Annotated in this window: 25 protein-coding genes and 1 pseudogene; 16 read left to right on the top strand and 10 right to left on the bottom strand. The window is 71.8% G+C overall.

Annotation, left to right across the window (positions count from 1 at the left end):
- The 8 genes from VMR06_RS17340 to moeB all read left to right on the top strand — a co-directional run.
- On the top strand, window positions 1–878 hold an 878-nt coding region (locus tag VMR06_RS17340), incomplete at its 5' end, for a helix-turn-helix domain-containing protein (protein ID WP_325378714.1).
- Window positions 879–1,010: 132 nt separating this feature from the next.
- Complete coding sequence (locus VMR06_RS17335) at window positions 1,011–1,670, top strand: tetratricopeptide repeat protein (protein WP_325378712.1); 660 nt, start codon at window positions 1,011–1,013, stop codon at window positions 1,668–1,670.
- Window positions 1,670–2,866, top strand: a complete 1,197-nt coding sequence (bamB, locus tag VMR06_RS17330) for an outer membrane protein assembly factor BamB (protein WP_325378710.1) — start codon at window positions 1,670–1,672, stop codon at window positions 2,864–2,866. Before VMR06_RS17335 ends, bamB begins: the two co-directional genes overlap by 1 nt.
- 134 nt (window positions 2,867–3,000) lie before the next feature.
- Window positions 3,001–4,398 carry a ribosome biogenesis GTPase Der gene (der, locus tag VMR06_RS17325; RefSeq protein WP_325378708.1) on the top strand — a complete coding sequence of 466 codons (1,398 nt, stop codon included), beginning with the start codon at window positions 3,001–3,003 and terminating at the stop codon, window positions 4,396–4,398.
- Window positions 4,399–4,402: 4 nt separating this feature from the next.
- Window positions 4,403–5,008, top strand: coding sequence for an NTP transferase domain-containing protein (locus VMR06_RS17320; protein WP_325378706.1), 606 nt, complete (start codon window positions 4,403–4,405; stop codon window positions 5,006–5,008).
- On the top strand, window positions 4,983–6,245 hold the full coding sequence (gene glp, locus VMR06_RS17315; protein ID WP_325378704.1) for a gephyrin-like molybdotransferase Glp: 1,263 nt from the start codon (window positions 4,983–4,985) through the stop codon (window positions 6,243–6,245). The genes VMR06_RS17320 and glp overlap by 26 nt, the downstream gene beginning before the upstream one ends.
- On the top strand, window positions 6,242–7,240 hold the full coding sequence (locus VMR06_RS17310) for a glycosyltransferase family 2 protein (RefSeq protein ID WP_325378702.1): 999 nt from the start codon (window positions 6,242–6,244) through the stop codon (window positions 7,238–7,240). Before glp ends, VMR06_RS17310 begins: the two co-directional genes overlap by 4 nt.
- Before the next feature lie 13 nt (window positions 7,241–7,253).
- The gene (moeB, locus tag VMR06_RS17305; protein WP_325378700.1) at window positions 7,254–8,405 is read left to right on the top strand and encodes a molybdopterin-synthase adenylyltransferase MoeB; all 1,152 of its coding nucleotides are present in this window, start codon (window positions 7,254–7,256) and stop codon (window positions 8,403–8,405) included.
- Between the two features lie 9 nt (window positions 8,406–8,414).
- Here moeB and VMR06_RS17300 read toward each other — a convergent pair whose 3' ends face one another.
- The 8 genes from VMR06_RS17300 to VMR06_RS17265 form a co-directional block, all read right to left on the bottom strand.
- On the bottom strand, window positions 8,415–8,591 hold the full coding sequence (locus VMR06_RS17300) for a hypothetical protein (protein WP_325378698.1): 177 nt from the start codon (window positions 8,589–8,591) through the stop codon (window positions 8,415–8,417).
- A 98-nt stretch (window positions 8,592–8,689) separates the two neighbouring features.
- Window positions 8,690–11,299 carry a heavy metal translocating P-type ATPase gene (locus VMR06_RS17295; RefSeq protein ID WP_325378696.1) on the bottom strand — a complete coding sequence of 870 codons (2,610 nt, stop codon included), beginning with the start codon at window positions 11,297–11,299 and terminating at the stop codon, window positions 8,690–8,692.
- Window positions 11,296–11,757 carry a heavy metal-responsive transcriptional regulator gene (locus VMR06_RS17290; protein WP_325378694.1) on the bottom strand — a complete coding sequence of 154 codons (462 nt, stop codon included), beginning with the start codon at window positions 11,755–11,757 and terminating at the stop codon, window positions 11,296–11,298. The genes VMR06_RS17295 and VMR06_RS17290 overlap by 4 nt, the downstream gene beginning before the upstream one ends.
- Before the next feature lie 77 nt (window positions 11,758–11,834).
- The gene (locus tag VMR06_RS17285) at window positions 11,835–12,881 is read right to left on the bottom strand and encodes a copper resistance protein B (protein WP_325378692.1); all 1,047 of its coding nucleotides are present in this window, start codon (window positions 12,879–12,881) and stop codon (window positions 11,835–11,837) included.
- Window positions 12,878–14,701 carry a copper resistance system multicopper oxidase gene (locus VMR06_RS17280; RefSeq protein ID WP_325378690.1) on the bottom strand — a complete coding sequence of 608 codons (1,824 nt, stop codon included), beginning with the start codon at window positions 14,699–14,701 and terminating at the stop codon, window positions 12,878–12,880. Before VMR06_RS17280 ends, VMR06_RS17285 begins: the two co-directional genes overlap by 4 nt.
- 153 nt (window positions 14,702–14,854) lie before the next feature.
- Window positions 14,855–15,214: a CopL family metal-binding regulatory protein gene (locus VMR06_RS17275; protein WP_325378688.1), complete on the bottom strand. Its 360-nt coding sequence runs from the start codon at window positions 15,212–15,214 to the stop codon at window positions 14,855–14,857.
- 81 nt (window positions 15,215–15,295) lie between these two features.
- A complete protein-coding gene (locus VMR06_RS17270; protein ID WP_325378687.1) occupies window positions 15,296–15,592 on the bottom strand; it encodes a DUF1244 domain-containing protein in 297 nt (98 codons plus the stop codon).
- 49 nt (window positions 15,593–15,641) lie between these two features.
- Window positions 15,642–16,991, bottom strand: a complete 1,350-nt coding sequence (locus tag VMR06_RS17265; protein WP_325378685.1) for a M12 family metallo-peptidase — start codon at window positions 16,989–16,991, stop codon at window positions 15,642–15,644.
- A 117-nt stretch (window positions 16,992–17,108) separates the two neighbouring features.
- Between VMR06_RS17265 and folD the strand changes: the two genes are divergently transcribed.
- The 5 genes from folD (at window position 17,109) to VMR06_RS17240 (ending at window position 21,811) form a co-directional block, all read left to right on the top strand.
- Window positions 17,109–17,963, top strand: coding sequence for a bifunctional methylenetetrahydrofolate dehydrogenase/methenyltetrahydrofolate cyclohydrolase FolD (folD, locus tag VMR06_RS17260; protein ID WP_325378683.1), 855 nt, complete (start codon window positions 17,109–17,111; stop codon window positions 17,961–17,963).
- A 51-nt stretch (window positions 17,964–18,014) separates the two neighbouring features.
- Window positions 18,015–18,872 carry a TRAP transporter TatT component family protein gene (locus tag VMR06_RS17255; protein ID WP_325378681.1) on the top strand — a complete coding sequence of 286 codons (858 nt, stop codon included), beginning with the start codon at window positions 18,015–18,017 and terminating at the stop codon, window positions 18,870–18,872.
- Window positions 18,873–19,029: 157 nt separating this feature from the next.
- Window positions 19,030–20,046, top strand: coding sequence for a TRAP transporter substrate-binding protein DctP (gene dctP / locus VMR06_RS17250; protein WP_325378679.1), 1,017 nt, complete (start codon window positions 19,030–19,032; stop codon window positions 20,044–20,046).
- Window positions 20,043–20,537: a TRAP transporter small permease gene (locus tag VMR06_RS17245; protein WP_325378677.1), complete on the top strand. Its 495-nt coding sequence runs from the start codon at window positions 20,043–20,045 to the stop codon at window positions 20,535–20,537. The genes dctP and VMR06_RS17245 overlap by 4 nt, the downstream gene beginning before the upstream one ends.
- Entirely contained in the window at window positions 20,534–21,811 is a 1,278-nt protein-coding gene (locus VMR06_RS17240; RefSeq protein WP_325378675.1) for a TRAP transporter large permease, read from the top strand. The genes VMR06_RS17245 and VMR06_RS17240 overlap by 4 nt, the downstream gene beginning before the upstream one ends.
- Before the next feature lie 48 nt (window positions 21,812–21,859).
- Here VMR06_RS17240 and VMR06_RS17235 read toward each other — a convergent pair whose 3' ends face one another.
- Window positions 21,860–22,609: a S1 family peptidase gene (locus tag VMR06_RS17235; protein ID WP_325378673.1), complete on the bottom strand. Its 750-nt coding sequence runs from the start codon at window positions 22,607–22,609 to the stop codon at window positions 21,860–21,862.
- 158 nt (window positions 22,610–22,767) lie between these two features.
- Between VMR06_RS17235 and guaB the strand changes: the two genes are divergently transcribed.
- From guaB to guaA, 3 genes are read left to right on the top strand one after another with little or no spacing between them, the layout of a single operon-like run.
- Window positions 22,768–24,222: an IMP dehydrogenase gene (gene guaB / locus VMR06_RS17230; RefSeq protein WP_325378671.1), complete on the top strand. Its 1,455-nt coding sequence runs from the start codon at window positions 22,768–22,770 to the stop codon at window positions 24,220–24,222.
- A gap of 9 nt (window positions 24,223–24,231) precedes the next feature.
- The gene (locus VMR06_RS17225; RefSeq protein ID WP_325378669.1) at window positions 24,232–24,843 is read left to right on the top strand and encodes a hypothetical protein; all 612 of its coding nucleotides are present in this window, start codon (window positions 24,232–24,234) and stop codon (window positions 24,841–24,843) included.
- A gap of 3 nt (window positions 24,844–24,846) precedes the next feature.
- Window positions 24,847–26,412, top strand: a complete 1,566-nt coding sequence (gene guaA / locus VMR06_RS17220; RefSeq protein ID WP_325378667.1) for a glutamine-hydrolyzing GMP synthase — start codon at window positions 24,847–24,849, stop codon at window positions 26,410–26,412.
- Between the two features lie 70 nt (window positions 26,413–26,482).
- On the opposite strand, the pseudogene VMR06_RS17215 reads toward guaA, so the two are convergent.
- A pseudogene (locus VMR06_RS17215) lies at window positions 26,483–26,721 on the bottom strand (integrase core domain-containing protein); the annotation flags it as partial.

Below are 26,721 nucleotides of genomic sequence, written 5' to 3'. Positions count from 1 at the left end.
GTGAGGGTTCGCTGGGGCAGCACCTGCGTGCCGCCCGCGAGGCGAAGGGCTGGACGCGCGATGAGGTCGCGGCACGGTTGAAGCTGCCGGTCCGGCTGATCGCGCGGATCGAGGCCGACGACTATCAGGGCATGACGCAGGGCGTGTACCTGCGCGGCTACCTGATCAGCTATACGCGGCTGCTCGGCCTGCCGGTGGCACGCGCCGAACAGGTCGCCGACCTGCACACCGAGGCGACGCCGATCGTCGCGACCGGCACCGTGCCGCGCTCGCGCTATCTGCTCGACCGCTACTCGGTGACCGCCACCTACCTGATCCTGACCGGCCTGATCCTCGGCCCGACGGTCTGGTTCGCGGCGACCCGCGGCGGCATCGAACAGAGCCTGGTCCGGACCACGCCGCTCGACACCGCCGCAGTACGGCCTTCGGCATCGTCGGGCCCGGCGACGACGGACACGATCGCCGCGGTGCCGGTCGAGGTCACGCCGACGCCGCTGGCGCCGCCGCGGATCGAGGCGCCGCCGCCGGTGGTCGCGTCGATGGCGCCGTTCTCGACGCGGCCCGCCACGGTGCCGGCTCCGGTCCCGAGCGCGGCACCGGCCGAAGCCGGACGCACCCTGGTGCTCAAGGTCAGCCAGGCCAGCTGGGTCGAGGTGCTCGACGCGGACGGCAGGCGGCTCGAATACGGCCTGCTGCAGGCCGGCACCGAACGCAGCTACCGCAGCGAGCGGCCGCTGTCGGTGCGGCTCGGCAACGCCGATGGCGTCGAGCTGCAGGCCGACGGCGCCGTGGTCGACCTGGCGCCGTACCGGCGCGCGAACGTCGCCCACGTGCGCGTGTTCGGGCCGGACGCTACGGTCGCCCGCATCGAACCCTGAATCGCCGGATAATCCGCGGCGCGGCTCCGGCGGACGCCGGGCCGCGCTTTCCTGCTACCCTTGCGCGCCTGCACGCCAGGGTCGCGCCGGCCGCATCCGCAGGTCCGACTTCCCTCCTTCCAGGTACACGCAATGGCTTTTGAACTTCTTGACGAGCACGAGCAGGGCGAAGTCGTCCGCAAGTGGCTTCGCCAGAACACGATGTCGATCGCGACCGGCATCGCCCTCGCCCTGCTGCTGATCTTCGGCTGGCAGCAGTGGAAGCATCGTCAGGACGGCAAGGCGGTCGAGGCCGCGCTGCAGTACCAGGCGCTCGGCGTCGCCGTGGAGGGCAAGCGCACCGAGGACGCCGACGCGATCGCCGCGGCGCTGCGCAAGGATTATCCGGGCACGGTCTACGCCGTGCTCGCCGCGCTCGGCCAAGCCGAGCGTGCCGTCACCAAGGGCGACCTCAAGGCCGCCGCGGCCGACCTCGACTGGGCCCGTTCCAACGTCAAGCTGCCGGCGCTCAAGCATCTGGTGGACCTGCGCCTGGCGCAGGTGCGCCTGGCCGAGGGCGATGCCGCTGCGGCCCTGGGCCTGCTCGACGGCATCGACAAGGCCGAGTATGTCGGCCAGGTGGCCGAGCTGCGCGGCGATGCGCTGGTCAAGCTCGACCGCGACGAGGAGGCCCGCGCGGCCTACCGCGATGCCCTGGCCAAGCTCGACCCGCAGGCGCCCAACCGCAGCTTCGTGCAGATGAAGCTCGACGATCTCGGCGCCGCCCCCGCAGAAGCACAGCAGGGCTCCTAATGAAGTTTTCCACCGTCGCCGTCCTGATCCTGGCCCTCCTGCTGGGTGGCTGCACCTGGTTCCGCAATCTCGGCAAGAAGGACAACGTCGAGCCGCCGACGCCGCTGGCCGAGTCGTTCACGCCGGCGCTGTCGGTGCAGCGCATCTGGACCGCCGGCGGCAAAGGGCCCGGCAAGTCCGGCGTGCCGATGGTGCCGGCGGTGGCCGACGGGCGCCTGTACGTCGCCGATGTCGACGGCAACCTGACCGCGCTCGACGCGGCGACCGGCAAGCGGCTGTGGAACGTGCACAGCGGCAAGCGCTCCGGCGCGTACTGGCGCCGCACCGACACCAGCGTGCGCTGGTCGGGCGGTCCGGCCGTGGCCGGCGATCTGGTCATCGTCGGCGGTCTGGACGGCCAGGTCGGCGCGTATGCGGCGGCCGATGGCGCCGAGCGCTGGGTCGTCGACGTGTCTTCCGAGGTGATCACGGCGCCGGCGGTCAGCGGCGACACCGTGATCGTGCGCAGCAACGACGGCCGGCTGTACGGCCTGGATCTCGGCGACGGCAGCCGGCGCTGGGTGTTCGACCAGGGCGTGCCGCCGTTGAGCCTGCGCGGCAATTCGGCGCCGCGCGTGTCCAACGGCCTGGTCGTGTCCGGCTTCGACAACGGCAAGATCGTCGCGGTCAACATCGCCGACGGCAGTCAGGCCTGGATGCAGACGCTCGGTCTCGGTGAAGGCCGTACCGAGGTCGATCGCCTTGCCGATGTCGACGGTGAAGTCGTCGTCGACGGCGGCGAGGTGTTCGCGGCCGGCTATCGCGGCATCGTCAGCGCGCTCTATTCGGACAGCGGCCGCACCGCCTGGCAGCGCGACCTGTCCAGCTATGCCGGTGTCGCGGTCGCCGGCAACGTGGTCGCCGCGGTCGATGACGAAGGCAACGTCTGGGCGTTCGACCGCCAGAGCGGTGCCAATCTCTGGAAGCAGGACCAGCTCAAGTACCGCTGGCTGTCGTCGCCGGCCGCCCAGGGCGGCGCGATCGTCGTCGGCGATCTGGAGGGCTGGGTGCACTGGCTCAACGCCGAGGACGGCAAGCTGATCGCGCGCGAGCGCCTCGGCAAGGATCCGATCGCCGGCAAGCCGGTGGTCGACGGCGATACCGTCTACGTCGAGGACAGCGAAGGGCGCCTGGGCGCCTGGCGCGTCGCCCGGTGACGCCGCGGCGGCCGGCCGATGCCGGTCCGCCCGGTCGCTGCCCGATCTGCCGTCCGGGTCCGGACGGTTCGCCGCCGCGACGCGAAGGTCGCGGCGATTCCGTTTTCATCGCCTGACCGTCGGAGGGGCGAGCCGTGTTGCCAGTCGTGGCCCTGGTCGGGCGTCCCAACGTCGGCAAGTCGACGTTGTTCAACGTACTCACGCGCACCCGCGATGCCCTGGTCGCCGATCTGCCGGGCGTCACGCGCGATCGCCACTACGGCATCTGCCGGCTCGGCGAGCGGCGCTTCATGGTGGTCGACACCGGCGGTCTGGCCGACGACCAGGAAGGCCTGGCCGGCCTGACCGCGCGCCAGGTCGAAGCCGCGATCGAGGAGGCCGACCTCGTCGTCTTCGTGGTCGACGCGCGCGACGGCATGCTGCCGGGCGATCCGGCGATCCTGGAGCGGCTGCGCCGTGTCGCCAAACCGATCCTGCTGGCCGTCAACAAGGTCGACGGCCTCGACGAGCACGTCGCGCTGGCCGAGTTCGCCGCGCTCGGCATCGCCGCGCCGCTGCCGCTGGCGGCCTCGCACAGCCGCGGCGTGCAGCCGCTGCTCGACGCGATCGCCGCACGCCTGCCGCCGGAAGGCGAGGCCGAACAGGAAGCCGACGAGGAGGGCGTGCGCGTCGCGATCGTCGGCCGCCCCAACGTCGGCAAGTCGACCCTGGTCAACCGCCTGCTCGGCGAGGACCGCGTCGTCGTCTCCGACGTCGCCGGCACCACGCGCGACTCGATCCGCGTGCCGCTCGAGCGCGACGGCAAGCGCTACACGCTGATCGACACCGCCGGCGTGCGGCGCCGCGCGCGCATCGAGGACGCGGTCGAGAAGTTCAGCGTGATCAAGACGCTGCAGTCGATCGAGGCGGCCAGCGTGGTGGTGCTGCTGCTCGACGCGAAGGAAGGCGTCACCGACCAGGACGCCGGCCTGATCGGCCACGTGCTGGAGGCGCAGCGCGCCCTGGTCATCGCCGTCAACAAATGGGACGGCCTGTCCACCTACGAGCGCGAGCAGTGCCGCGTTTCGCTGGCGCGCAAGCTGGTCTTCGTCGACTGGGCGCCGCAGGTGACGATCTCGGCGTTGCACGGCAGCGGCATCGGCGAGCTGATCAAGGCGGTCAACCGCAGTCACGCCTCGGCCGGCCGCACGTTCACGTCCTCGGAGCTGACGCGCGCGCTCGAGGCCGCCTACGAGGGCTATCAGCCGCCGCTGGTGCGCGGTCACGCGCCCAAGCTCAAGTATGCGCATCCGGGCGGCACGCATCCGCCGACGATCGTGATCCACGGATCGCGCACGCGGCATCTCGCCGACGCGTACCGGCGCTATCTCGAAAACTTCTTCCGCACCCGCTATCGCCTGGTCGGCACGCCGATCCGCATCGAGTTCCGCGACGGCGACAACCCCTACGCCGGCAAGCGCAACGAGCTGACCGAAGGTCAGCAGCGCCGCCGCCAGCGCATGATCCGCAACGCCAAGCGCGGCAAGCGCTGATGCCGTGAGCGGCGCGACGCATACGGTCGCGGTGCTCGCCGGCGGCGCGGCGACGCGTCTGGACGGCCGCGACAAGGGACTGGTGCCGCTCGGCGGGCGCCCGCTGGTCGACTGGGTGCTCGCCGCGCCGGGCCTGCGCCGCGCGCCGGAAGATCCCGCGCCGCCGCTGCTGATCGTCGCCAATCGCAACCTCGAGGTCTATGCGCGATACGCGGCGACGATCCACGACGTGCTGCCGGGACAGCGCGGTCCGCTCGCCGGCATCGCCGCGGCGCTGGCCGCATGCCGCACCGACTGGCTGCTCAGCGTACCGGTCGACTGTCCCCTGCCGCCGCCGGATCTGGCCGTGCGTCTGCTCGACGCGCCGGTCGGTGCTGCGATCCGGGTCGCCCACGACGGCGTGCGCCGCCAGCCGCTGTTCGCGCTGTACGCGCGCGCACTCGCGGCGCCGGCCGCCGCCGCCGCGGCCGAACAGACCGGCGTGCATGCCTGGCAGGACGCCATGGGCGCGGTCGAGGTTGATTTCGGCGATCGCCGCGTACACTTCGACAATCTCAACACGCCGTCGGACTTCGCCGCCTTCCGTGAACGCTTCGCCCCGCACGCCTGACTGCCCGAGCCGCTGGACCGTCGAGGCCGCCTGCGCGTTCCTCGCCGAGGCCGGCCGCGCGCGCAGCCTCGGCGTCGAGACGGTCGCGCTCGGCGAGGCGCTCGGCCGCGTGCTCGCCGAGGACCTGGTGGTCGAGCGCGCGGTGCCGCCGTTCGCCAATTCGGCGATGGACGGCTTCGCGCTGCGCGGCGCCGATCTGCCGGCAGCCGGCGAGCGCCGGCTGCGCATCGTCGGCACGCATCTGGCCGGCGCTGCGGCCGCGTTCGCGATCGCGCCGGGCCAGTGCCTGCGCCTGATGACCGGCGCGCCGCTGCCGGACGGCGCCGACACCGTGGTGATCCAGGAGCACGTCCGCATCGACGGCGACGAGGCGATCGTCGGCGCCGGCGAACGGCCCGGCGCCAACGTGCGCCCGGCCGGCGAGGACTTCCGCCCCGGCGAGACCGCACTGCATCGCGGCCAGCGGCTGGGGCCGGCGCAGCTCGGCGTCTGCGCCTCGCTCGGGCACGCCCGGATCGCGGTCGTGCGGCGGCCGCGCGTCGTGCTGCTGACGACCGGCGACGAGGTCGTGATGCCGGGCGCGGCGGCCGCGCCGGCGCAGATCCACAACAGCAACGCCTTCAGCGTCGGCGCGCTGGTGCGCGAGGCCGGCGCCGCGCTGCTGTCGCACCGGCACCTGCCCGACGACGCCGGCACGATCCGCGCCGCGCTGCTGGAGGCGGCCGATCAGGCCGATCTGATCGTCAGCTGCGGCGGCGTCTCGGCCGGCGAGGCCGACCTGCTGCCGGGTCTGCTCGACGACATCGGCACGATCGATTTCTGGAAGGTGCGCATGAAGCCCGGCATGCCGTTCCTGACCGGCCGCATCGGCGGCGCGCGGCTGTGTGCGCTGCCCGGCAATCCGGTCTCGACCGTGGCGACCTTCCTCGTCCTCGTGCTGCCGTATCTCGAGGCGTTGCAGGGCTGCGCGACGACCGCCGCGCCGTGGCTCAGCGCGCGCCTGGCCGCGCCGCTGCGCAAGCGCCACGATCGCACCGAGTTCCTGCGCGCCGCCGTGCGCGCCGGCATCGACGGCACGCTGCAGGCCGAGGTGCTCGACCGCCAGGGCTCGGGCATGCTGCGCGGCGTCGCCGAGGCCAATGCGCTGGTGCGCGTGGAGGCCGACCAGACCGAACTGCCGGCCGGCGCCGTCGTACCGGCAATGATCTTCGCCCTTTCCGGAATGCGCTCCCGATGACCGACGACACTCCCCTGGTATCGATCCTGATCCGCAGCATGGACCGCCCGACGCTCGATCGCGCGCTGGCCTCGGCAGCCGCGCAGACCTGGCCGGCGATCGAGATCGTCGTCGTCGCGGCCTGCGGCGCGGCGCACCGCGACCTGCCCGAGCGGATCGACGGGCGGCCGGTGCGCCTGATCCGGCCCGATCCGGACCGCCGGCTGACGCGGCCCGAGGCCGCCAACGCCTGCCTCGACGCGGCGCGCGGCCAATGGCTGAACTTCCTCGACGACGACGACGAGCTGCTGCCCGAACACGTGCGCACCCTGCTCGAGGCGCCGCGTGGCGAGGGCGTGCGGCTGCTGTACTCGAGTGCACGCGTACACGACGTCGACGGCTCGCTGATCGGCTACAGCGGCAGGGCCGGCTTCCACATGCAGCTGTACAACCAGAACCGCAGCCAGCCGGTCGCGACGCTGTTCCACCGCAGCCTGGTCGAGGAGGGCGCGCGCTTCGATCCCTCGTTCCCGGTCTACGAGGATCACGACTTCTTCATCAACTGCGCGACGCGCACGCGCTTCCAGTGGGTGCAGGCCGCCACCTGCATCTGGAACGGCGCGATCGGCGATTCGGGCTGCGGCTACGGCCCCAACGCCAACGAGCCGCAGCGCGAGGCGTACTACGCGCGCCTGCGCGAGAAGTGGGCGCCGCAGTTCGAGCAGTGGAAGAACGAGCCCGAGGCGCTGATCTACCTCGCGCAGCATCACCTCAAGGAAGGTGATCTCAAACTCGCGATCCGTTGCCTCGAACGCGCGCTGGTGCAGCGCCCGGACGACCTCAATGCGCTCAATCTCTACGGCATGGCCTGCTTCCACGACGGCCGCATCGACGCCGCGCTCGACGTGCTGAGCTACGCGGCCAAGCTCGCGCCCGATCAGCCGTCGATCGCGGCCAATCTGGCCCTGGTCGAGCAGCGCAGCGGCCGCAGCGCGGCCTCGCTCGGGTCGCGCTGAAGGCGCGCCGATCATGTCGTCCCACGCTTCCGCCGCGCTCGATCCGGACGCCGAGATCGATCCGCGCTCGGCGCGGCAGGCGCAGCTCGGCGGCGCATTGCTGCTCGACGTGCGCGAGGACGACGAGCGTGCCGGCGGCGGGCCTGCCGATGCGATCGGCCTGGCGCGCGGCGCGATCGAGGACCGCTTCCCGGCGCTGCAGCCGGACCGCGACCGCCCGATCCTGACGCTGTGCGCGAGCGGCCGCCGCTCGCTGCTCGCGCGCGAGACGCTGCGCGCGCTCGGCTACCGCGACGTGCGCTCGGTCGCCGGCGGTTTCGCGCGCTGGCGCGCCGAGGGTCTGCCCGAGGCGGCCGGCGCGCTCGGCGCCGACGCCGGCGAGCGCTATGCGCGGCATCTGGTGCTGCCCGAGGTCGGCGTCGCCGGCCAGACCCGGCTGCTGCAGGCGCGGATCGCACTGATCGGCGCCGGCGGTCTCGGTTCGCCGGCGGCGCTGTACCTGGCCGCGGCCGGTGTCGGCCGTCTGACCCTGATCGACGACGATCGCGTCGAGCGCTCCAATCTGCAGCGACAGGTGCTGCATGCCGACGCGCGCATCGGCATGGCCAAGACCGAATCGGCGCGGATCGCGCTGGCGGCGCTCAATCCCGGCATCGAGATCGGCATGCGCGAGGAGCGGCTGCTCGCGGCCAACGTCGAGGCGGCGATCGCCGGCCACGACGTCGTGATCGACGGCGCCGACAACTTCCCGACGCGCTACCTGCTCGACGCGGCGACGCGCCGGCTCGGCATCCCGCTGGTCTACGGCGCGGTGCACCGTTTCAGCGGCCAGGTCAGCGTGTTCGATCCGCGCGACGCCGCTTCGCCGTGCTACCGCTGCCTGTTTTCGGAGCCGCCGTCGGCGGCCGAGGCGCCCAACTGCAGCGAGGCCGGCGTGCTCGGCGTGCTGCCCGGCACGATCGGCCTGCTGCAGGCGACCGAGGCGATCAAGCTGGTGCTCGGCATCGGCCGGCCGCTGACCGGCCGGCTGCTGTGCTACGACGCACTGGCCGCGACGATGCGCGAACTGGCGCTGCCGCGCGATCCGGCCTGTCCGGGCTGCGGCGCGGCTGCCGTGTTCGACGGCTACGCCGATCTGGCGCGGTTGTGCGCGGCGGCCGGCTGAGCGACCGCCTCAGCGCGACAGCCACGGCACGACCCACCAGAACGCCCAGGCCAGACCGAAGGCGGTCCAGAACAGCTTGCGCACGCCGCGCGCGAGCAGCCAGACCAAGCCGATCGCGATCAGGACCGGCATCCACTTCGCCAGCGTGGCGCGAGTCGAGGGCGATACGGTCGACACGTCGATCATCGTCAAATCCTCCGGCACCGTGAGGGTGCAGCCACGATGATCCGGATTCCGGCCCGTGCGCGGCAGCGCCGGCCGTCAGCGATCGCGGGTGACGGCTGTCATGGCCGCTGCGGTTCGACCGGTTGCGGCGGTGCCGTGCGCAGCGGCAGCGTGCGCAGACGCAGCGCGTTGGCGACCACCGAGACCGACGACAGGCTCATCGCCAGTGCCGCGATCATCGGCGAAAGCACCAGGCCGGCGAGCGGATACAGCACGCCGGCCGCGACCGGCACGCCGAGCGCGTTGTAGCCGAACGCGAACGCGAGGTTCTGGCGGATGTTGCGCACGGTCGCCTGCGACAGCGCTCGCGCGCGCACGATGCCGGCCAGATCGCCCTTGACCAGGATCACCTGGGCACTCTCGATCGCGACGTCGGTACCGTCGCCCATCGCGATGCCGATGTCGGCCGCGGCCAGGGCCGGCGCATCGTTGATGCCGTCGCCGGCCATCGCGACGCGCCGGCCCTCGCGCTTGAGCGACGCGATTACCGCGGCCTTGCCGGCCGGCGAGACGTCGGCATGGACGGCGTCGATGCCGAGCGCGGCGGCAACGGCCCGCGCGCTGGTCGCGGTATCGCCGGTCAGCATGACGATGCGCAGACCGGCCGCGTGCAGCTGCGCGATCGCCTGTGGCGTCGACGGCTTGATGCGATCGGCGACCGCGAACAGCGCCGCCGCCCGGCCGTCCACGCCAAGGAACACCACGGTCGCGCCGTCGGCGCGCAGCGCCTCGGCGCGATCCAGCGCCGCGGCCGGCGGCTCGATGCCGTATTCGTGCATCAGCGCGGCGTTGCCGAGCGCAAGTGGCCGGCCGTCGACGCGGCCCTCCACACCCAGGCCGTTGCGCGCAGCGAAGCCGGCGACGGCCGGCACCGCCAGTCCGCGCGCATCGGCCGCGGCGACGATCGCGCGTGCCAGCGGGTGCTCGCTGGCGCGTTCGAGCGCGGCGGCCAGCGTCAGTGCCTCGGCCTCGTCGTGGCCATCGAGCGGCACGACCGTGCGCAGCGACGGCCGGCCCTCGGTCAGCGTACCGGTCTTGTCGACGACCAGCGTGTCGACCGTGCGCAGCTGCTCGATCGCGGCCGCGTCGCGGAACAGGATGCCGTTCTGCGCGCCGCGGCCGCTGGCGACCATGATCGAGATCGGCGTCGCCAGGCCGAGCGCGCAGGGGCAGGCGATGATCAGCACCGACACCGCCGCGATCAGCGCGTGCGCCAGGCGCGGTTCCGGACCGAACCAGGCCCAGGCCGCGAACGCGGCCAGCGCGATGCCGATCACCGCCGGCACGAACACCGCGGCGACGCGATCGGCGACGCGTTGCAGCGGCGCGCGCGAACGCTGCGCCTCGGCGACCAGGCCGACGATCTGCGCGAGCAAGGTATCGGCGCCGACCCGTTCGGCGCGCATCAGCAGCGTCCCGTCCCGGTTGAGCGTGCCGCCGGTGACGGCGTCGCCGGCCGCCTTGGCGACCGGCATCGGCTCGCCGGTCAGCATCGACTCGTCGACGTGGCTGGCGCCGTCGACGACGCGGCCGTCGACCGGCACCTTCTCGCCGGGGCGGATCCTCAGCACATCGCCGGCCGCGACCGTATCGAGCGGCACGTCGGTCTCGGCGCCGTCCGTGCCGACCCGGCGCGCCTGCTTCGGCGCCAGGCCGAGCAGGGCCTGCAGCGCCGCGCCGGTGCGGCGCCGCGCGCGCAGCTCGAGCAGATCGCCGAGCAGGACCAGGGTCACGATGACCGCGGCCGCCTCGAAGTAGACCGCGACCGCGCCGTGCCGGTCGCGGAACGCCGCCGGGAACAGTTCCGGAGCGGCGAACGCGATCGCGCTGTAAAGCCAGGCCACGCCGGTGCCGAGCGCGATCAGCGTGTACATGTTCGGCGACCACGGCCGCAGCGAGCGCCAGCCGCGCACGAAGAAGCCGGCGCCGCCCCAGATGACGACGATCGTCGCCAGCACCGCCTCGGTCCAGGCGGCGATGCGCTGCCAGGGCGCGGGCAGGTGCCAGCCGGCCAGATGCGGCCCCATCGCGATCGCGACGACCGGCACGGTCAGCGCGACGCACAGCGCCAGGCGGCGGCCGAGCGCGGCCAGCGTGCCGTCGTCGTCCGCGTCGGCGCTCGGCAGCAGCGGCTCCAGCGCCATGCCGCAGATCGGACAGTGGCCGGGTCCGCGCTGGCGGATCTGCGGATGCATCGGGCAGGTGTAGAGCGCGCCGGCATCGGCGCCTGTCGCGGGCGTGGCAGCCGCTGCGTCGAGATAGCGGTCCGGCTCGGCGAGGAAGCGCTCGCGGCAGCGCGCCGAGCAGAAGTGCCAGCGGCGGCCGTCGTGGTCGGCGTGATGCGGCGTGGCCGCCGGATCGACCGTCATGCCGCAGACCGGATCGCGATCGGCGGCCGGGCCGGTCGCCGCTGCGCCGGTCGCGGAGGCATGGCAGCAGGACGGCTTGGTATCGGCTGTGGCCGGCGATGCGCCGGCGAGATAGCGGGCCGGCTCGGCGAGGAAGCGCTCGCGGCAGCGCGCCGAGCAGAAGTGCCAGCGGCGGCCGTCGTGGTCGGCGTGATGCGGCGTGGCCGCCGGAACGACCGTCATGTCGCAGACCGGATCGCGATCGGCGGTCGGGCCGGTCGCCGCTGCGCCGGCGCCATGATGGCAGGACGGTGCGCTCATCGACGCACCTCCGCGGCGGCGACTGCGGGCAGCGCGTCGTCGCGATCGCCGCCGAGCGCGTGCAGGATCGGGCAGTCGTCCGGCTCGCCGTGGCCCGGACAGGCCTCGACCAGCGTCCTGAGCCCGTCGCGGACGCGTTCGAGCTCGGCGATGCGCTGCTCGAGCGCGGCCAGGCGGTCCTCGGCGCGGCGGCGGATGCCTTCGACGCCGCGCTCGTGATCGGCCGACAGCGTCAGCAGATCGCCGATCTCGGCCAGGCTGAAGCCGAGCGCCTTGGCCTGACGGATGAAGCGCAGGCGCTGCACGGTGGCGGGCGGGTAGTCGCGATAGCCCGAGGCGCGCCGGGCCGGCTTCGGCAGCAGGCCCTGGCGCTCGTAGAAGCGGATCGCGTCGATGCCGACGCCGCTGGACCTGGCCAGGGCGCCGATCGTCATCGAGCGGGAGAGGGACGTGTTCATTGCGCCAGCTTAGACCCTGGACCCGTGACCAGAGTCAAGCGCGGCACGGCCGGGCGCCGCGCCGCGCTCGAGGGCCTTCAGAACCAGACGCGCAGCCCGGCGACCAGACGGCCGTCCTCGACCGGCTCGCCGTGCGCCCGCGCCAGATCGGCCGCGTCACCGTAACGGCGCTGCCAGACCCAGCCGACGTACGGGGCGAACTCGCGGCGGATCTCGTAGCGCAGCCGCAGGCCCGCCTCGAGGCTGTCCAGTCCGGCGCCGGTGCCGCGTGCGGCGTCGGTGCGCGAGTAGAGCCTGGCCTCGACCAGCGGCTGCAGGATCAGCCGGTTGGTCAGCAGCAGCTCGTACTCCGCCTCGAACGTCGCGGCGATCCGGCCGTCGCCGGCCAGATACGCGGTCGCCTGCGTCTCGAACTTGTACGGCGCCAGGCCCTGTACGCCGATCGCGAGCCAGTCCTTGGACGCGCCCGGCGCGAAATCGTGGCGGATGCCGATCATCAGATCCCACCACGGATGGAACGCGTGGCCCCACAGCAGCTCGGCCTGCGCGTGCTCGAGCCGGCCGCCGCTGCGCTCGCCCTCGCTGCGCAGCCAGAGCCGGTCGAAGCTCTGGCCGACCCAGGCCTTGGTTTCCCAGGCCGCCGTGCCGCCCGGCGCGTCCTGCCATTCGAGCCGGTCGAACGCGAGCGAGGCCAGCACCGGATCGTCGTCCATGTGGTCCTGCATGCGCATGCCGCCGAGGTCCGGAAACGCCGCCGCACGATCGGCGTCGGTGATCGGCGGCAGGGCCGGTCCGGTCGCGCCGGTGGTGCCGTGGTCGATCGAGCCATGGTCCATCGAGCCATGGTCCATCGAGCCGTGGTCCATCGAGCCATGATCCATCGAGCCGTGATCCATCGAGCCGTGATCCATCGAGTCGTGGTCCATCGACCCATGATCGGTCGAGCCGTGATCGGTCGAGCTCGAATCCTTCGGCTCGTGACCGGCCGATCGTCGCGGTGCGTGCGTCTCGGCCGCGTCTCGCCGGCTCGTCTCCCCGTCCGCGGCGTGGGTGACGGAGAGGCTGGCCGCGAACGTGGCGGCCGAAAGCGCGATCAGCCGCAGGCGCAAGTGCCGTGCGTTCATGCCGATCCCTCCTCGACGCGCACCTCGCGGAACATGCCGGCATCCATGTGATAGAGCAGGTGACAGTGGTAGGCCCAGCGGCCGAGCGCGTCGGCGGTCACGCGATAGCTGCGGCGCGTGCCGGGCGGGATGTTGACGGTGTGCTTGCGCACGCGGAACGCGCCGCCGGCGTCCTCCAGATCGCTCCACAGGCCGTGCAGGTGGATCGGGTGCTCCATCATCGTGTCGTTGACGAGCACGATGCGCAGGCGCTCGCCGTAGGTCAGGCGCAGCGGCTCGGCATCGCCGAAGCGGATGCCGTCGAACGACCAGACGTAGCGCTCCATGTGACCGGTCAGGTGCAGCTCGATCGTGCGTCCCGGCTCGCGGCCGTCCGGATCGGCGAAGCGGCTGGCCAGATCGGCATAGGTCAGCACGCGGCGTCCGTTGTCGCGCAGGCCGATGCCCGGATCGTCCAGGCGCGGCATCGGCGTCATCGTCTGCATGTCGACGCCGGGGTTGCCGCGCTCGCTGGCCGGATGCGTCTGCATCGCCGCGGCGCCGTGATCCATCGCGGCCGGTGCGGCGCCGTGCGCGGCGTGGTCTGCATGGCCTGCACCGGCCGTCGCTTGGCCGGCGTGTCCCGCAGGCGCGGCCGGCGCAGGCGCGCCGTGCGCCCCGTGTCCGCCATGCCCGCCGTGGCCCATGTCGGCCATCGTCAGCAGTGGCCGCGGATCGAGCGCCGGTACCGGTGCGGCCAGTCCGTCGCGGACCGCCAGCGTCGCGCACGCGTAGCCGCCGCGATCCATCGCCTGCGCGAAGATCGTGTAGGCGTCCTGCCCGGACGGCTCGACGATCACGTCGTAGGTCTCGGCGACGCCGATGCGGAATTCGTCGACCGTCACCGGATGCACGTTCTGGCCGTCGGCGGCGACCACGGTCATCTTCAGGCCCGGAATGCGCACGTCGAAGAACGTCATCGCCGAGCCGTTGATGAAGCGCAGGCGCACGCGCTCGCCGGGCCGGAACAGGCCGGTCCAGTTGCCGGCCGGCGTCACGCCGTTGGCGAGGTAGGTATAGGTCAGCGCGCCGACGTCGGCCAGGTCGGTCGGCGACATCCGCATCGCGCCCCACAGCCGGCGGTCGTCGAGCGTCGCGCCCCAGCCGTGGCGGCGGATGTCGGCGATCGCGTCGCCGACGGTGCGCTTGTGGCGGTTGTAGTACTCGGCGTTCTTGCGCAGCTTCGCGAAGATCCGGTACGGATCCTCGTCGGTCCAGTCCGACAGCACGATCACGTGCTCGCGATCGCTGCGGATCGGATCGGGCTCGCGCGGATCGACGATCAGCGGCCCGTACAGGCCCTTCTGCTCCTGGAAGCCGGAATGGCTGTGATACCAGTAGGTGCCGCTCTGCCGCAGCGTGTAGCGATAAGTGAAGGTCTGGCCCGGATGGATGCCGTGGAAGCTGAAGCCCGGCACGCCGTCCATGTTGGCCGGCAGGATGATGCCGTGCCAGTGGATCGAGGTGTCCTCGGCCAGCGTGTTGCGGACGCGGATCGTGACCGTGTCGCCCTCGGTGAAGCGCAGCAGCGGCGCCGGCAGCGTGCCGTTGACGGTGACCGCGCGGCGCCTGCGGCCGGTGAAGTCGACCGCCAGCTCGCCGATCGACAGGTCGATCGTGCTGCCGGTCAGCGCGGCGGGACGCGTCGCGCCGGGACGCGCGAATGCCGGCACCTGCAGCAGGCTCAGGCCCGCGGCGCCCCAGGCGATGCCGTGCACGAAGCGCCGGCGCGACAGATCCGGCCCGAGCGGGCCGGCGGGAAGGAATGGAAGGTGTTTCACGGGATCGGTCCTCGAGGGCGGCCGGCGATCGCGTGCCGGCCGCTGCCAATCGGCGGGGCGGCGCAGGGCGGCCCCAGGTCGTCGGTGCCGGCACGCAGCGGCGCCGTGCGCTGCGCGCGCACGGGGGCCGGCCGGGCCGGTGCTCGGAGCGACTCAGGCGATCGGAGGGCGGTGCAGCCGACTCGGCGGCTCGAATCCGTATGACGGCGGCACGCGTGCCGGTGCGGCGTCGTGGACCGGTACGCCCGCGATCACCGCGGCGGCGGTCGGCAGGCCCGGACAGGCGTGGATGCAGGCACAGGCGCCGCGGTCGTCGCAGCAGTCCATCGGCACCCCGGGCGGTGCCGCGATCGCGCCCGCGGCGACCTCGTCTTGTGCCGCGCCGTGGCACGGCGGCGCCGCGCTGTCGGCGGTGGACGCCGGCACCGCAGCCGCGGCGGGCGGCGCGCCGATGCCGTTGGCGATCAGCACGACCGCCAGGAACAGGCGCAGCAGGAAGGCGGCGGGTGACATGACCGTCACAGACTGCAGGTCCCGGCCGCAGGTTTCAAGAGGCGATCGGTCGCAGCCGCGGCCGCCAGCCGGAACGTCGGCTCAGTGCGCCTGCTTGCGCGCGGCCTCGAACGCGGCGAGCTGCTCGGGCGTGGCCTCCGGCTGGTAGCGCGCCTTCCAGCTCGCGAACGGCTCGCCGTAGATGCGCTCGCGCGCCTGCTCGCGGTCGATCTCGATGCCGCGCGCCTCGGCCGCCTCGCGATACCAGTCGGCCAGGCAGTTGCGGCAGAAGCCGGCCAGGATCATCAGGTCGATGTTCTGCACGTCTTTGCGACGGTCCAGGTGTTCGAGCAGCCGGCGGAAAGCCGCCGCTTCGATCTCGGTCGTGATGTCGCTCATGAGACTCCTCCGCGCTGGTGTCGGCCGAGTGTAGCCGGCCGCCGCCGTCTCATTGGAAGCCGCTGGCGAAGATCAGCTCCGAGCGCAGGCAGCTCGGCGTGTTCGCGGCGACCAGGCTGCGCAGCTGGTTGACGTGGGTCGGATGGAACTGCAGCTCGTTCTGGCCGCAGCTGGCGCCGTTCGGCGCGCCGATGTGGCAGTAGCTCATCAGGCTGCCGCGCGGCGCGCCGGGACCGGACGAGGGACAGACCGGCGTGCCCGAATAGCAGCCGCTCTCGCCGCGGAAGCACTGGTCGATCGTGCCGGTAGCGGTCGGGCCGCTGCCGTTGGCGGCGCTCGCGCAGTGCGTATGCCGCGCACCGAAGTTGTGGCCGAGCTCGTGGCCGACGATGAACGCGCTGGACGGAATGCCGATGCCGGGATTGGTGAACACCTGGTTGACGCTGTAGCTGCCGCCGCTGCTCGCGGTGCGGCAGTAGGCATTGAGCCAGGCGATGCCCGAGGCGCTGTTGCCGCTCGGCGACTTGCCCGACAGCAGCATCGCGAACTGCCGCGGTACCGCGTTGGCGCCGCTGCTGTAGTTGGCCTGCCAGACGTTGCCGAACTCGGTCAGCTGCGCCTGGCTGGCCGGCGAGTCGGTATTGGAATACGGATCGGTCGTGGTGCGCAGGAACGTGGTGCCCTGCAACAGCGTGACGTTGAGGTCGCGCTGGTAGGTGATGTTCATCTGCGCGAACAGGTCGGCGATCCAGGCGGTGGCCTGGGCGGTGTTGTTCGAGAAGCGCTCGCTCATCAGCTCGGTATCGGTGTCGACCGCGACCACCGCCATGCTCGCGTAGCCGGCGCCGGCCGGCGTCGCGCCGGCCAGGTCGAGCATCGGCGCGACGTAGTCGGGCGCTACCGCGGTATCGGTGTTCGGCGGAAACTGCGGCGTGACGCCCTCGGGTAGGGCGGCTTCGGGCGTCACCGCGGTCAGCACCCAGTCCGCGTCCTGGCGCCGCGCGCTCAGCACGAACGGGCCGGCCGGACCGCTGCCGCTGCCGACCGGCGCCTCGGCCATGGCCGGATCGAACGACAGGCCGACCCGGGTCGCGCCGTCGGCGCTGATGCCGATCAGATGGATGCGCGTGCTGCGCGGGATCTCGTGCGTGCCGCCGGCGTCGACCCGGTAGATCCGCGCGTCCGGCGCGTAGACCTCGATGCGCCGGAACGCGATCGGCCCGGAGACGCCGGTGCCGAGCGGAAACGCCGCGATCGGGCGGCTCGCGCCCGGCGCGGTCTGCGCCAGCTGCGCCCGGGTCGCGGCGTCGAGCACGGCCGTGCCCGGTTCGACGGAGGCGGCGGTCGCGCCGCCGCAGGCGAGGCCGCACAGCAGCAGGCCGAGCAGGAAGATGCGCATGAGTGACCCCTCGATCAGCGACGGAATGCGTCAGAGCGTCGGCGAACGGTACGCCAAAGTTTGAGACCGGATTCGCGGACATGGATAATCGCCGGCTTTTACGGACGTGGCATTCAGATGACCGCCAGGATGCTGGACGGCAAGCGCATCGCCGACGAACTGCTCGACCGGATCGCGGTCCGCGTCGCCGCACGCGTCGCGGCCGGCGCCGCGCGGCCGGGCCTGGCGGTGATCCTGGTCGGCGACGACGCCGCCTCGGCCGTCTACGTACGCAACAAGCGCCGCGCGGTCCAGCGCGTCGGCTTCGTCTCGCATGCGTTCGACCTGCCGGCCGCCACGCCCGAGGCCGAGCTGATCGCCCTGGTCGAGCGGCTCAACGCCGACCCGGCCGTGCACGGCATCCTCGTTCAGCTGCCGCTGCCGCCGCATATCGACGCGCCGGCGCTGATCAACCGCATCGATCCGCGCAAGGATGTCGACGGCTTCCAGGCCGAGAACGTCGGCCGCCTGCTGCTGCGTCAGCGCGGCCTGCGCCCGTGCACGTCCAAGGGCGTCATGACCCTGCTCGCGCATACCGACCAGCCGGTGCGCGGCCGCCATGCCGTCGTGGTCGGTGTGTCCAACCACGTCGGCCGGCCGCTGGTGCTGGAGCTGCTGCTGGCCGGTTCGACGACGACGGTCTGCCACCGCTTCACCGACGATCTCAGCCGTTACGTCTCGCAAGGCGACATCGTCGTCGTCGCGGCCGGGCGGCCCGGCCTGGTGCGCGGCGAGTGGATCAAGCCCGGCGCGGTCGTCATCGACGTCGGCATCAACCGGCTCGAGGACGGGCGCCTGACCGGCGACGTCGAGTTTGAGGCTGCCGCCGCGCGCGCCTCGTGGATCACGCCGGTGCCGGGCGGCGTCGGGCCGATGACGGTCGCGACGCTGATGGAGAACACGCTCGAGGCCGCCGAGCAGCTCGCCGCCTGACCGGTTCCCACGCCGGCGCCCGTCATCCCATCCGACCCCCGAGATCGCGCCATGCCTTTCCGCCGAACCTTGTCCGCCAGCCTGCTCGGCCTCGCCGTGGCGCTGTCGTCCGGCTGCGCCGGCATCGTCAACCGCGCCAGCCAGCGCATGGCCGACAACCTCACCGCCGGCATCCTGAACCAGCAGGACGTCGCGACCGCGCGCGAGGGCATCCCGGCCTATCTGCTGCTGATCGACGGCCTGATCGAGGGCGATCCGGCCAACCGCGGCCTGCTGCTGGCCGGCGCGCGGCTGTACGGCGCCTACGGCGGCGCCCTGGTCGAGGACCCGGCGCGTGCCAAGCGCCTGTCGGCGCATGCGTTCGACTATGCGCGGCGCGCGGTCTGCAGCGGCGACCAGACGCTGTGCACGGCGCTCGACCAGCCGTTCGAGCCGTTCGCGGCCGCGGTGGCGACCTCGCGCGATCCGGCCGCGCTGTTCGCGCTGGCCAGCGCCTGGGCCGGCCGCATCCAGGCCAATGCCGAGGACTGGAACGCGATCGCCGACATCCCGAAGGTGCAGGCCCTGCTCGAGCGCGTCGTCGCGCTCGACCCCGCCCATGCCGGCGGCGAGCCGTACCTGTATCTGGGTGTGCTGGCGACGCTGCGGCCGGCCTCGCTCGGCGGCCAGCCCGAGCAGGGCAAGGCGTTCTTCGAGAAAGCCCTTGCCTTGTCGCAGGGGCGCAACCAGATGGTGCGCGTGCTGTACGCCGAGAAGTACGCGCGGCTGGTGTTCGACCGCGAGCTGCACGACCGCCTGCTGAAGGAGGCGATCGAGGCCGACCCGCGCGCGCCCGGCCTGACGCTGATCAACACGCTGGCGCAGCAGCGCGCGACCGCGTTGCTGGCGTCCGGCGACGATTATTTCTAGCGGACCGGCAACGGTCCGAGCCGCGATCCGGGACGGATCGCGCGAGCCGCGTTCGCGGGCGCGATCGCGGCTCGCAGACGGCGGCAGAACCCGGCTCGAGCCGTTCGACCGGGAAGCGGGCAGGCGCCCGTTTCCCCATACCCTGACAGGAGCGACGATGAAGTTTTTCACCGGACCGGCCTGGCTGCGCCTCGCAGCCGTTTCGTTGCTGGCGCTGGCCGGCGCCACCGTGCAGGCCGCGACGCTGCGCATCGCGACGCTGGCGCCCGACGGCACCGCCTGGATGCGCGAGATGCGCGCCGGCGCCGACGCGGTCAAACAGAAGACCGACGGCCGCGTCGAGATCAAGTACTTCCCCGGCGGCGTCATGGGCGATTCGCAGACCGTGCTGCGCAAGGTCAAGGTCGGCCAGCTGCAGGGCGGCGCGTTCACGGCCGGCGAGCTGTCGGAGGTCGCCAAGGACGTGCAGATCTACAGCCTGCCGTTCCTGTTCCGCAATCTCGACGAGGTCGACCGCGTGCGCGCCCAGCTCGACGACGCGGTCGAGGCCTCGATCCGCGCCGCCGGCTTCGAGCCGCTCGGCATCAGCGGCGGCGGCTTCGCGTATCTGATGAGCACGCGCGACCTCAAGAGCCGCGACGACCTCAAGGCCGCCAAGGTTTGGATCCCGCAGGGCGACAAGATCGCCGAACTGGCGTTCCGCACCGCCGGCGTCACGCCGATTCCGCTGGCGCTGTCGGACGTCTACACCAGCCTGCAGACCGGCCTGATCGACTCGGCCGCCAACACGACTGCCGGCGCGATCGCATTCCAGTGGCATACCAAGCTCAAGTACATGATCGACCTGCCGCTGAGCTACGTGACCGGTGTTCTGGTCGTCGACAACAAGTCCTGGGGCAAGATCGACGAGGCCGACCGTGCGATCGTCAGCGCCGAGTTCGCGGCGGTGTTCAAGCGCCTCGACGCGCAGAACCGGCTCGACAACGCAGCCGCGCTCGACGCGCTCAAGCAGGCCGGCATGACGATCAACAAGCCGGCTTCCGCCGACGGCAAGAGCTGGGAGGCGCTCGGCAGCGAGTCCTACCAGGAGCTGATCCGCCAGGGCGGCATCACGCCGGACATGCAGAAGAAGCTCGAGGCGGCCCTGGCGACGATCCGCGGCGGCAGCCGGTGAGCGCCGCTGCGCGCCGCGCGGTGACCTGGCTGCATCGCGTCGAGGACGGCCTGATCGCCGTCGCCGTGCTCGTGCTGATCCTCGTCGCCGGCGCGCAGATCCTGCTGCGCAACGTGTTCGAGACCGGCCTGGCGTTCGCCGATCCGATGCTGCGCGCGCTGGTGCTGTGGACGGCGATGCTCGGCGCGCTGGCGGCCGCGCGCGAGAACCGGCACATCGGCCTGGACATCGTGACGTTCTTCGTGCGTGGCCGCGCCGCACGAGCGCTGCGCGTGGTCTCGCTCGGCTTCGCCGCCGCGATCTGCACGGCGATGGCCTGGTACAGCGTGACCCTGGTCCAGCTCGACTGGGATTCGGGCGCCGAGGCCTTCGCCGGCGTGCCGGTCTGGGCGGTCGAGTCGATCCTGCCGGTCGGATTCGCGCTGCTCGCGCTGCGTCTGATCGTGCAGGCCTGCCTGCCGCCGCCGCCGCCGGCCGGAGAACCGGCATGACGCTGCTGCTGATCCTCGCGATCGTGCTGCTGGCGCTGGCCGGCGCGCCGCTGTTCGCGCTGATCGCCGCGATCGCGCTGATCGGCTTCCACTATGCCGGCCAGGACGGCGCGGTCGTCGCGATCGAGTTCTACCGCCTGGCCGACATGCCGGCCCTGGTCGCGATCCCGCTGTTCACGCTGGCCGGCTACCTGCTCGCCGAGAGCGGCGCGCCGCAGCGCCTGGTGCGCGTCAGCAATGCGCTGCTCGGCTGGCTGCCGGGCGGCCTGGCGATCGTCGCGATCATCGCCTGCGCGCTGTTCACGGCGTTCACCGGCGCCACCGGCGTGACGATCGTCGCGCTCGGCGCGGTGCTGTTTCCGGCGCTGATGCAGGCGCGCTACGGCGAGCGCTTCTCGCTGGGCCTGCTGACCGCCGCCGGCAGCCTCGGCCTGATCCTGGTGCCGTCGATGCCGCTGATCCTCTACGGCGTGGTCGCGCAGCAGTTCCACACGACGCCGCCGGTGACCGTCGATGCGCTGTTCCGCGCCGGCGTGCTGCCGTGCGCGCTGATGGTCGTGATGCTGTCGGTCTACAGCGTCTGGCACGCGCGCCGTGCCGGCGTCGTGACCGGCTCGACCAGCGCGCGCGAGCTCGGCGCCGCGCTGCGCGATGCGGCCTGGGAGATCCCGCTGCCGTTCGTGATCCTGACCGGCATCTACACCGGCATCCTCGCCGCGTCCGAGGCGGCCGCGGTGATGGCGCTGTACGTGCTGATCGTGACCGTGGTGATCCGCCGCGAGATCCCGCTGCGGCGGCTGCCGGTGGTGCTGCGCGAGGCGATGACCCTGGTCGGCTCGATCCTGGTGATCCTCGGCTTCTCGCTGGCGCTGACCAACTGGCTGATCGATACCGGCGTGCCGGAGCGGCTGTTCGACGCGATCCGCGGCAGCATCGAGAGCCGCACCACGTTCCTGCTGGTGCTCAACGTGTTCCTGCTGATCTTCGGCATGTTGCTCGAAGGCTTCCCGGCGATCGTGATCCTGGTGCCGCTGGTGCTGCCGGTGGCGCTCGGCTACGGCGTCGATCCGGTGCACCTGGGCATCATCTTCCTGGCCAATCTGCAGCTGGCGATCTTCCTGCCGCCGGTCGGCCTGAACCTGTTCATCGCCAGCATGCGCTTCGGCCGGCCGGTCATGACCCTGGTCCGCGCCAGCCTGCCGTTCTTCGTGATCCTGCTGCTGGCGGTGCTGATCATCACCTACTGGCCGGCGCTGTCGCTGGCCCTGGTCTGAGGCTGCGGCGCCGCCCGTGCGGGCGGCGCCGACCGGTTCTCGACGCGGTCAGTCGTCGAAGCCCGACGCGAACAGTGCGTCGCTGCACCGGCTGTCCTCGACGCAGATGTTGCCGAAGCCGAGCACGAACGGCAGCGCGCGGTCGATGCGCTGGTAGTACGTACTGCCCTCGCAGAAGGCGTCGTCGATGTAGCTGGCGACGCCGATCGCGACCGGCTGTCCGTCCGCGCCGATCCGCAGCAGCGGACTGCCGCTGTCGCCGTAGCAGGCCTGCGGCAGGGCGTCGATGATGACGTTGTCGGTGATCACGCCGCCGATCACGGTCGATCCGATCCGCTTGCGCTGGGACTCGTCGTTCTCGTCGAGCCCGTAGCCGACCATCCAGACCGGCCGCCCGCCGTCGGCCTCGCTCAGCGGCGTCGTCGCGACCTCGACCACCGGCTCGCTCGCCGGCGTGGCGAGGCGGATCATCGCCAGGTCGTAGCGGGCGGTCGACGGGTCGTAGTCCGGATGCGGCGTGATGCTGGCGATCGGGTAGCGGTTGAGGACGTGGCCGAGGTCCGGGCCGGTGAAGAACACGTCCGGCGGCGGGATCGTCGCCGAGCCGATGCAGTGCGCCGCCGTCATCACCATGTCCGGTGCGACCAGGAACGCCGTGCAGCCGAACCGCTCGCCGTGCAGCAGGGCGCCGACGCCGGGCCAGCGCTCGGACAGCTCGCCGCCGATGATCGTCGGCATCTGGTCGGCGGCCGAGGCCGGGTGGGCGAGCAGGGCGGCGGCGAGCGTCAGGGCGTGCATCGGCGGACTCCGGACCAAAAAGAACCGATCCTACCGGACGCCGGACCGCGCGCGGCCGTCGCAATCCGGTCGCGCCGAGCGTGCCGCAGACGAAGATGGCGCTCGACCGGCGAAACCCGGTAAAATGGCGGGCTTCCATCGCCGCCGCGGAGCTCCGCATGCGCATCCTCGCCGAAGCGCTCACCTACGACGACGTCTACCTCGTCCCCGGACATTCCACGGTTCTTCCGCGCGAAGTCGACACCTCCTCCCGCCTGACCCGCTCGATCCGCCTGAACATCCCGCTGCTGTCGGCCGCGATGGACTCGGTGACCGAGGCGCGTCTGGCGATCACGATGGCGCAGTGCGGCGGCATCGGCATCATCCACAAGAACATGACGCTCGAGCAGCAGGCCGCCGAAGTCCGGCAGGTCAAGAAGTTCGAGGCCGGCGTGATCCGCGATCCGCTGACCGTGCGGCCCGACACCTCGATCCGCGACGTGCTGCGGATCACGCGCGAGCACGGCATCTCCGGCGTGCCGGTCGTCGACGGCGACCAGCTGGTCGGCATCGTCACCAGCCGCGACCTGCGCTTCGAGAAGAAGCCCGAGGATCCGGTCAAGAACATCATGACGCGCAAGGACCGCCTGGTGACGGTCGGCGAGGGCGCCAGCGACGATGAAGTCCTCGCGTTGCTGCACAAGCACCGCATCGAGAAAGTCCTGGTCGTCAACGACGCGTTCCAGCTGCGCGGCCTGATCACCGTCAAGGACATCCAGAAGGCACGCGACAACCCGCATTCGGCCAAGGACGACCGCGAGCGCCTGCGCGTCGGCGCGGCCGTCGGCGTCGGCGGCGACACCGAACGCCGCGTCGAGGCACTGGTCGAGGCCGGCGTCGACGTCATCATCGTCGACACCGCGCACGGCCATGCGCAGTCGGTCATCGACCGCGTCGCCTGGGTCAAGCGCCGGTTCCCGCAGACCCAGGTCATCGGCGGCAACATCGTCACCGGCGACGCCGCGCGCATGCTGCGCGACGCCGGCGCCGACGCGGTCAAGGTCGGCGTCGGTCCCGGCTCGATCTGCACCACGCGCATCGTCACCGGTGTCGGCGTGCCGCAGATCACCGCGATCGATCTGGTCGCCGAGGCGCTCCAGGACGAGATTCCGCTGATTGCCGACGGCGGCATCCGCTACTCCGGCGACGTCGCCAAGGCGATCGTCGCCGGCGCCTCCACGGTGATGCTCGGCAGCATGTTCGCCGGCACCGAGGAGGCGCCCGGCGAAGTCGAGCTGTACCAGGGCCGCTCGTACAAGAGCTACCGCGGCATGGGCTCGCTCGGCGCGATGGAGAAGGGCTCCAGCGACCGCTACTTCCAGGACGCGTCCGATCCGGAGAAGCTGGTGCCCGAAGGCATCGAGGGCCGCGTGCCGTATCGCGGCCCGCTGCGCAACATCGTCCACCAGCTGGTCGGCGGCCTGCGCGCCTCGATGGGCTACTGCGGCTGCGCGACGATCGAGCAGATGCGCACGCAGCCGCAGTTCGTGCGCGTGACCGGCGCCGGCGTGCGCGAGGCGCATCCGCACGACATCGAGATCGTCAAGGAAGCACCCAACTACCGTCTGACCTGAGAGGCGGCCATGCGCAGCATGCGGTGGGCGGTCGCGCTGTCGACGCTGGCGTCGATCGGCGCAGTGCCGCCCGGATTCGCGGCCGAACCCGCCACGCAACTGCGCGTCACGCTCGGCACCCGGGAGCTGCGCGTGGAGGCCGGCCGCCCGGTCGAGGTCGAGCTCGACGGCAGGCGCATGACGCTGCGCGTCGAGGAACTTCCGTACCGGCACTTCGCCGAGGCCGGCATCGCATTCGACTATCCGCGCCACCTGTCCTGGGAGGCCGAGCCCGGCAACTGGACGCTCGACGGCAACAGCGCCGTCGTCATGGTGTTCTCGGCCGCCAAGGGCGAGGCGCCCGATCCGGACGACGTGCTCGACGGCATCGAGCAGAGCCTCGAGAGCGCGCGCCGCGCGCCGCGCGAGTCGATCCTGCTCAATGCGCGCAGCGGCGCGCTCGACGGCACCGCGATGACCGCAACGCTGGCCGGCAGCCGCCTGCGCTACGAGGCCTATCAGATTGAAGGACGCAGCCACGACGCGCTGCTGGTCCTGCAGGACACCCTGACCGACGCCGGCGACGCCAGCGCCGAGTTCGCCGCGATGCGCAAGCAACTGGCTCAGACACTGGAGTTCTGACGCGTGACCGCCCTGCACAGCGACAAGATCCTCATCCTCGATTTCGGCGCGCAGTACACGCAGCTCATCGCGCGCCGCATCCGCGAGCTCGGCGTCTACTGCGAGATCTGGGCCTGGGACCACGATCCGGCCGAGATCGCCGCGTTCGCGCCGAAGGGCATCATCCTGTCCGGCGGCCCGGAGTCGACCACGCTGCCCGGCGCGCCGGCCGCGCCGCAGGCGGTGTTCGACAGCGGCCTGCCGCTGCTCGGCATCTGCTACGGCATGCAGACGATGGCCGCCCAGCTCGGCGGCGCGACCGAGGCCGCCGACCAGCGCGAGTTCGGCCATGCCGAGGTCGAGGTCGTCGCGCCCGACGCCTTGTTCTCGGGTCTGAGCGATCACGCCGGCGCGCCGCGCCTCGACGTCTGGATGAGCCACGGCGACCACGTCTCGCAGGCGCCGCCCGGCTTCACGGTCACCGCCGTCACCGACCGCATCCCGGTCGCCGCGATGTCCGACGAAGCCAGGCGCTGGTACGGCGTGCAGTTCCACCCCGAGGTCACGCATACGCTGCAGGGCCAGGCGCTGCTGCGCCGCTTCGTCGTCGAGATCTGCGGCTGCCGCACGCTGTGGACCGCCGCCAACATCATCGAGGACCAGATCGCGCGCGTGCGCGAGCAGGTCGGCGCCGACGAGGTGATCCTGGGTCTGTCCGGCGGCGTCGATTCCTCGGTCGTCGCCGCACTGCTGCACCAGGCGATCGGCGACCAGCTGACCTGCGTGTTCGTCGACACCGGCCTGCTGCGCTGGCAGGAAGGCGACCAGGTGATGGCGATGTTCGCCGAGCACATGGGCGTCAAGGTGATCCGCGTCGACGCCGCCGCGCGCTATTTCAAGGCGCTCGAAGGCATTGCCGACCCGGAAGCCAAGCGCAAGATCATCGGCAACCTGTTCGTCGAGATATTCGAGGAAGAGTCGAACAAACTCGCCAACGCCAAGTGGCTCGCGCAGGGCACGATCTACCCCGACGTCATCGAGTCCGCCGGCAGCAAGACCGGCAAGGCGCACGTCATCAAGAGCCACCACAACGTCGGCGGCCTGCCTGCGCACATGAAGCTCGGCCTCGTCGAGCCGCTGCGCGAGCTGTTCAAGGACGAGGTGCGCCGACTCGGCGTCGAGCTCGGCCTGCCGCGCAGCATGGTCTACCGCCATCCGTTCCCGGGCCCGGGCCTGGGCGTACGTATCCTCGGCGAGGTCAAGCCCGAATACGCCGAGCTGCTGGCAAGAGCCGACGCGATCTTCATCGAGGAGCTGCGCAAGGCCGACCTCTACGACAAGACCAGCCAGGCCTTCGCGGTGTTCCTGCCGGTCAAGTCCGTCGGCGTCGTCGGCGACGCCCGCGCCTACGAGTGGGTCATCGCGCTGCGCGCGGTCGAGACGATCGACTTCATGACCGCGCACTGGGCGCAGCTGCCGTACGACTTCCTCGGCACCGTCAGCAACCGCATCATCAACGAGCTGCGCGGCGTATCGCGCGTGGTCTACGACATCAGCGGGAAGCCGCCGGCTACGATCGAGTGGGAGTGAATTGACGTGACCTGCGTACGAATTTTGTAGCCAATCAGGCGGTGAGTCCGGATTGAATGGTATCGGGTTCCTACCATGCCTGGCGGACGCTGGCCGGTGTCTTGTAACGATGCGCGCTGTGCGGTCGCTGCTCGTTGTAGAACTGCCGCTAGCGCTCGATCAGACCTCCGCTTCGGTGCGACTGCGGAACCATTCGCGATTGAGCAGCTCGTCGCGCAGCTTGCCGTTGAAGCTTTCGACGAAACCGTTCTGCCAAGGGCTTCCCGGCGCGATGAAGGCCGGGCCGATCGCCGCGTCGCGCAGCCAGCG

Origin of the sequence: Dokdonella sp. (assembly GCF_035511235.1) — a bacterium.
Classification (GTDB): Bacteria; Pseudomonadota; Gammaproteobacteria; order Xanthomonadales; family Rhodanobacteraceae; genus Dokdonella.
Note: the sequence above shows the minus strand (reverse complement) of the source record. Positions and strands in the feature narration are given on the sequence as shown.

Coding starts and splice junctions, on each gene's coding strand:
- folD (WP_325378683.1), top strand. CDS start 17,109: ATGACCGCCAGGATGCTGGACGGCAAGCGCATCGCCGACGAACTGCTC.
- VMR06_RS17335 (WP_325378712.1), top strand. CDS start 1,011: ATGGCTTTTGAACTTCTTGACGAGCACGAGCAGGGCGAAGTCGTCCGC.
- dctP (WP_325378679.1), top strand. CDS start 19,030: ATGAAGTTTTTCACCGGACCGGCCTGGCTGCGCCTCGCAGCCGTTTCG.
- VMR06_RS17295 (WP_325378696.1), bottom strand. CDS start 11,299: ATGAGCGCACCGTCCTGCCATCATGGCGCCGGCGCAGCGGCGACCGGC.
- VMR06_RS17270 (WP_325378687.1), bottom strand. CDS start 15,592: ATGAGCGACATCACGACCGAGATCGAAGCGGCGGCTTTCCGCCGGCTG.
- VMR06_RS17265 (WP_325378685.1), bottom strand. CDS start 16,991: ATGCGCATCTTCCTGCTCGGCCTGCTGCTGTGCGGCCTCGCCTGCGGC.
- guaB (WP_325378671.1), top strand. CDS start 22,768: ATGCGCATCCTCGCCGAAGCGCTCACCTACGACGACGTCTACCTCGTC.
- VMR06_RS17255 (WP_325378681.1), top strand. CDS start 18,015: ATGCCTTTCCGCCGAACCTTGTCCGCCAGCCTGCTCGGCCTCGCCGTG.
- VMR06_RS17310 (WP_325378702.1), top strand. CDS start 6,242: ATGACCGACGACACTCCCCTGGTATCGATCCTGATCCGCAGCATGGAC.
- VMR06_RS17275 (WP_325378688.1), bottom strand. CDS start 15,214: ATGTCACCCGCCGCCTTCCTGCTGCGCCTGTTCCTGGCGGTCGTGCTG.
- VMR06_RS17240 (WP_325378675.1), top strand. CDS start 20,534: ATGACGCTGCTGCTGATCCTCGCGATCGTGCTGCTGGCGCTGGCCGGC.
- VMR06_RS17300 (WP_325378698.1), bottom strand. CDS start 8,591: ATGATCGACGTGTCGACCGTATCGCCCTCGACTCGCGCCACGCTGGCG.
- VMR06_RS17225 (WP_325378669.1), top strand. CDS start 24,232: ATGCGCAGCATGCGGTGGGCGGTCGCGCTGTCGACGCTGGCGTCGATC.
- VMR06_RS17290 (WP_325378694.1), bottom strand. CDS start 11,757: ATGAACACGTCCCTCTCCCGCTCGATGACGATCGGCGCCCTGGCCAGG.
- VMR06_RS17285 (WP_325378692.1), bottom strand. CDS start 12,881: ATGAACGCACGGCACTTGCGCCTGCGGCTGATCGCGCTTTCGGCCGCC.
- moeB (WP_325378700.1), top strand. CDS start 7,254: ATGTCGTCCCACGCTTCCGCCGCGCTCGATCCGGACGCCGAGATCGAT.
- VMR06_RS17235 (WP_325378673.1), bottom strand. CDS start 22,609: ATGCACGCCCTGACGCTCGCCGCCGCCCTGCTCGCCCACCCGGCCTCG.
- bamB (WP_325378710.1), top strand. CDS start 1,670: ATGAAGTTTTCCACCGTCGCCGTCCTGATCCTGGCCCTCCTGCTGGGT.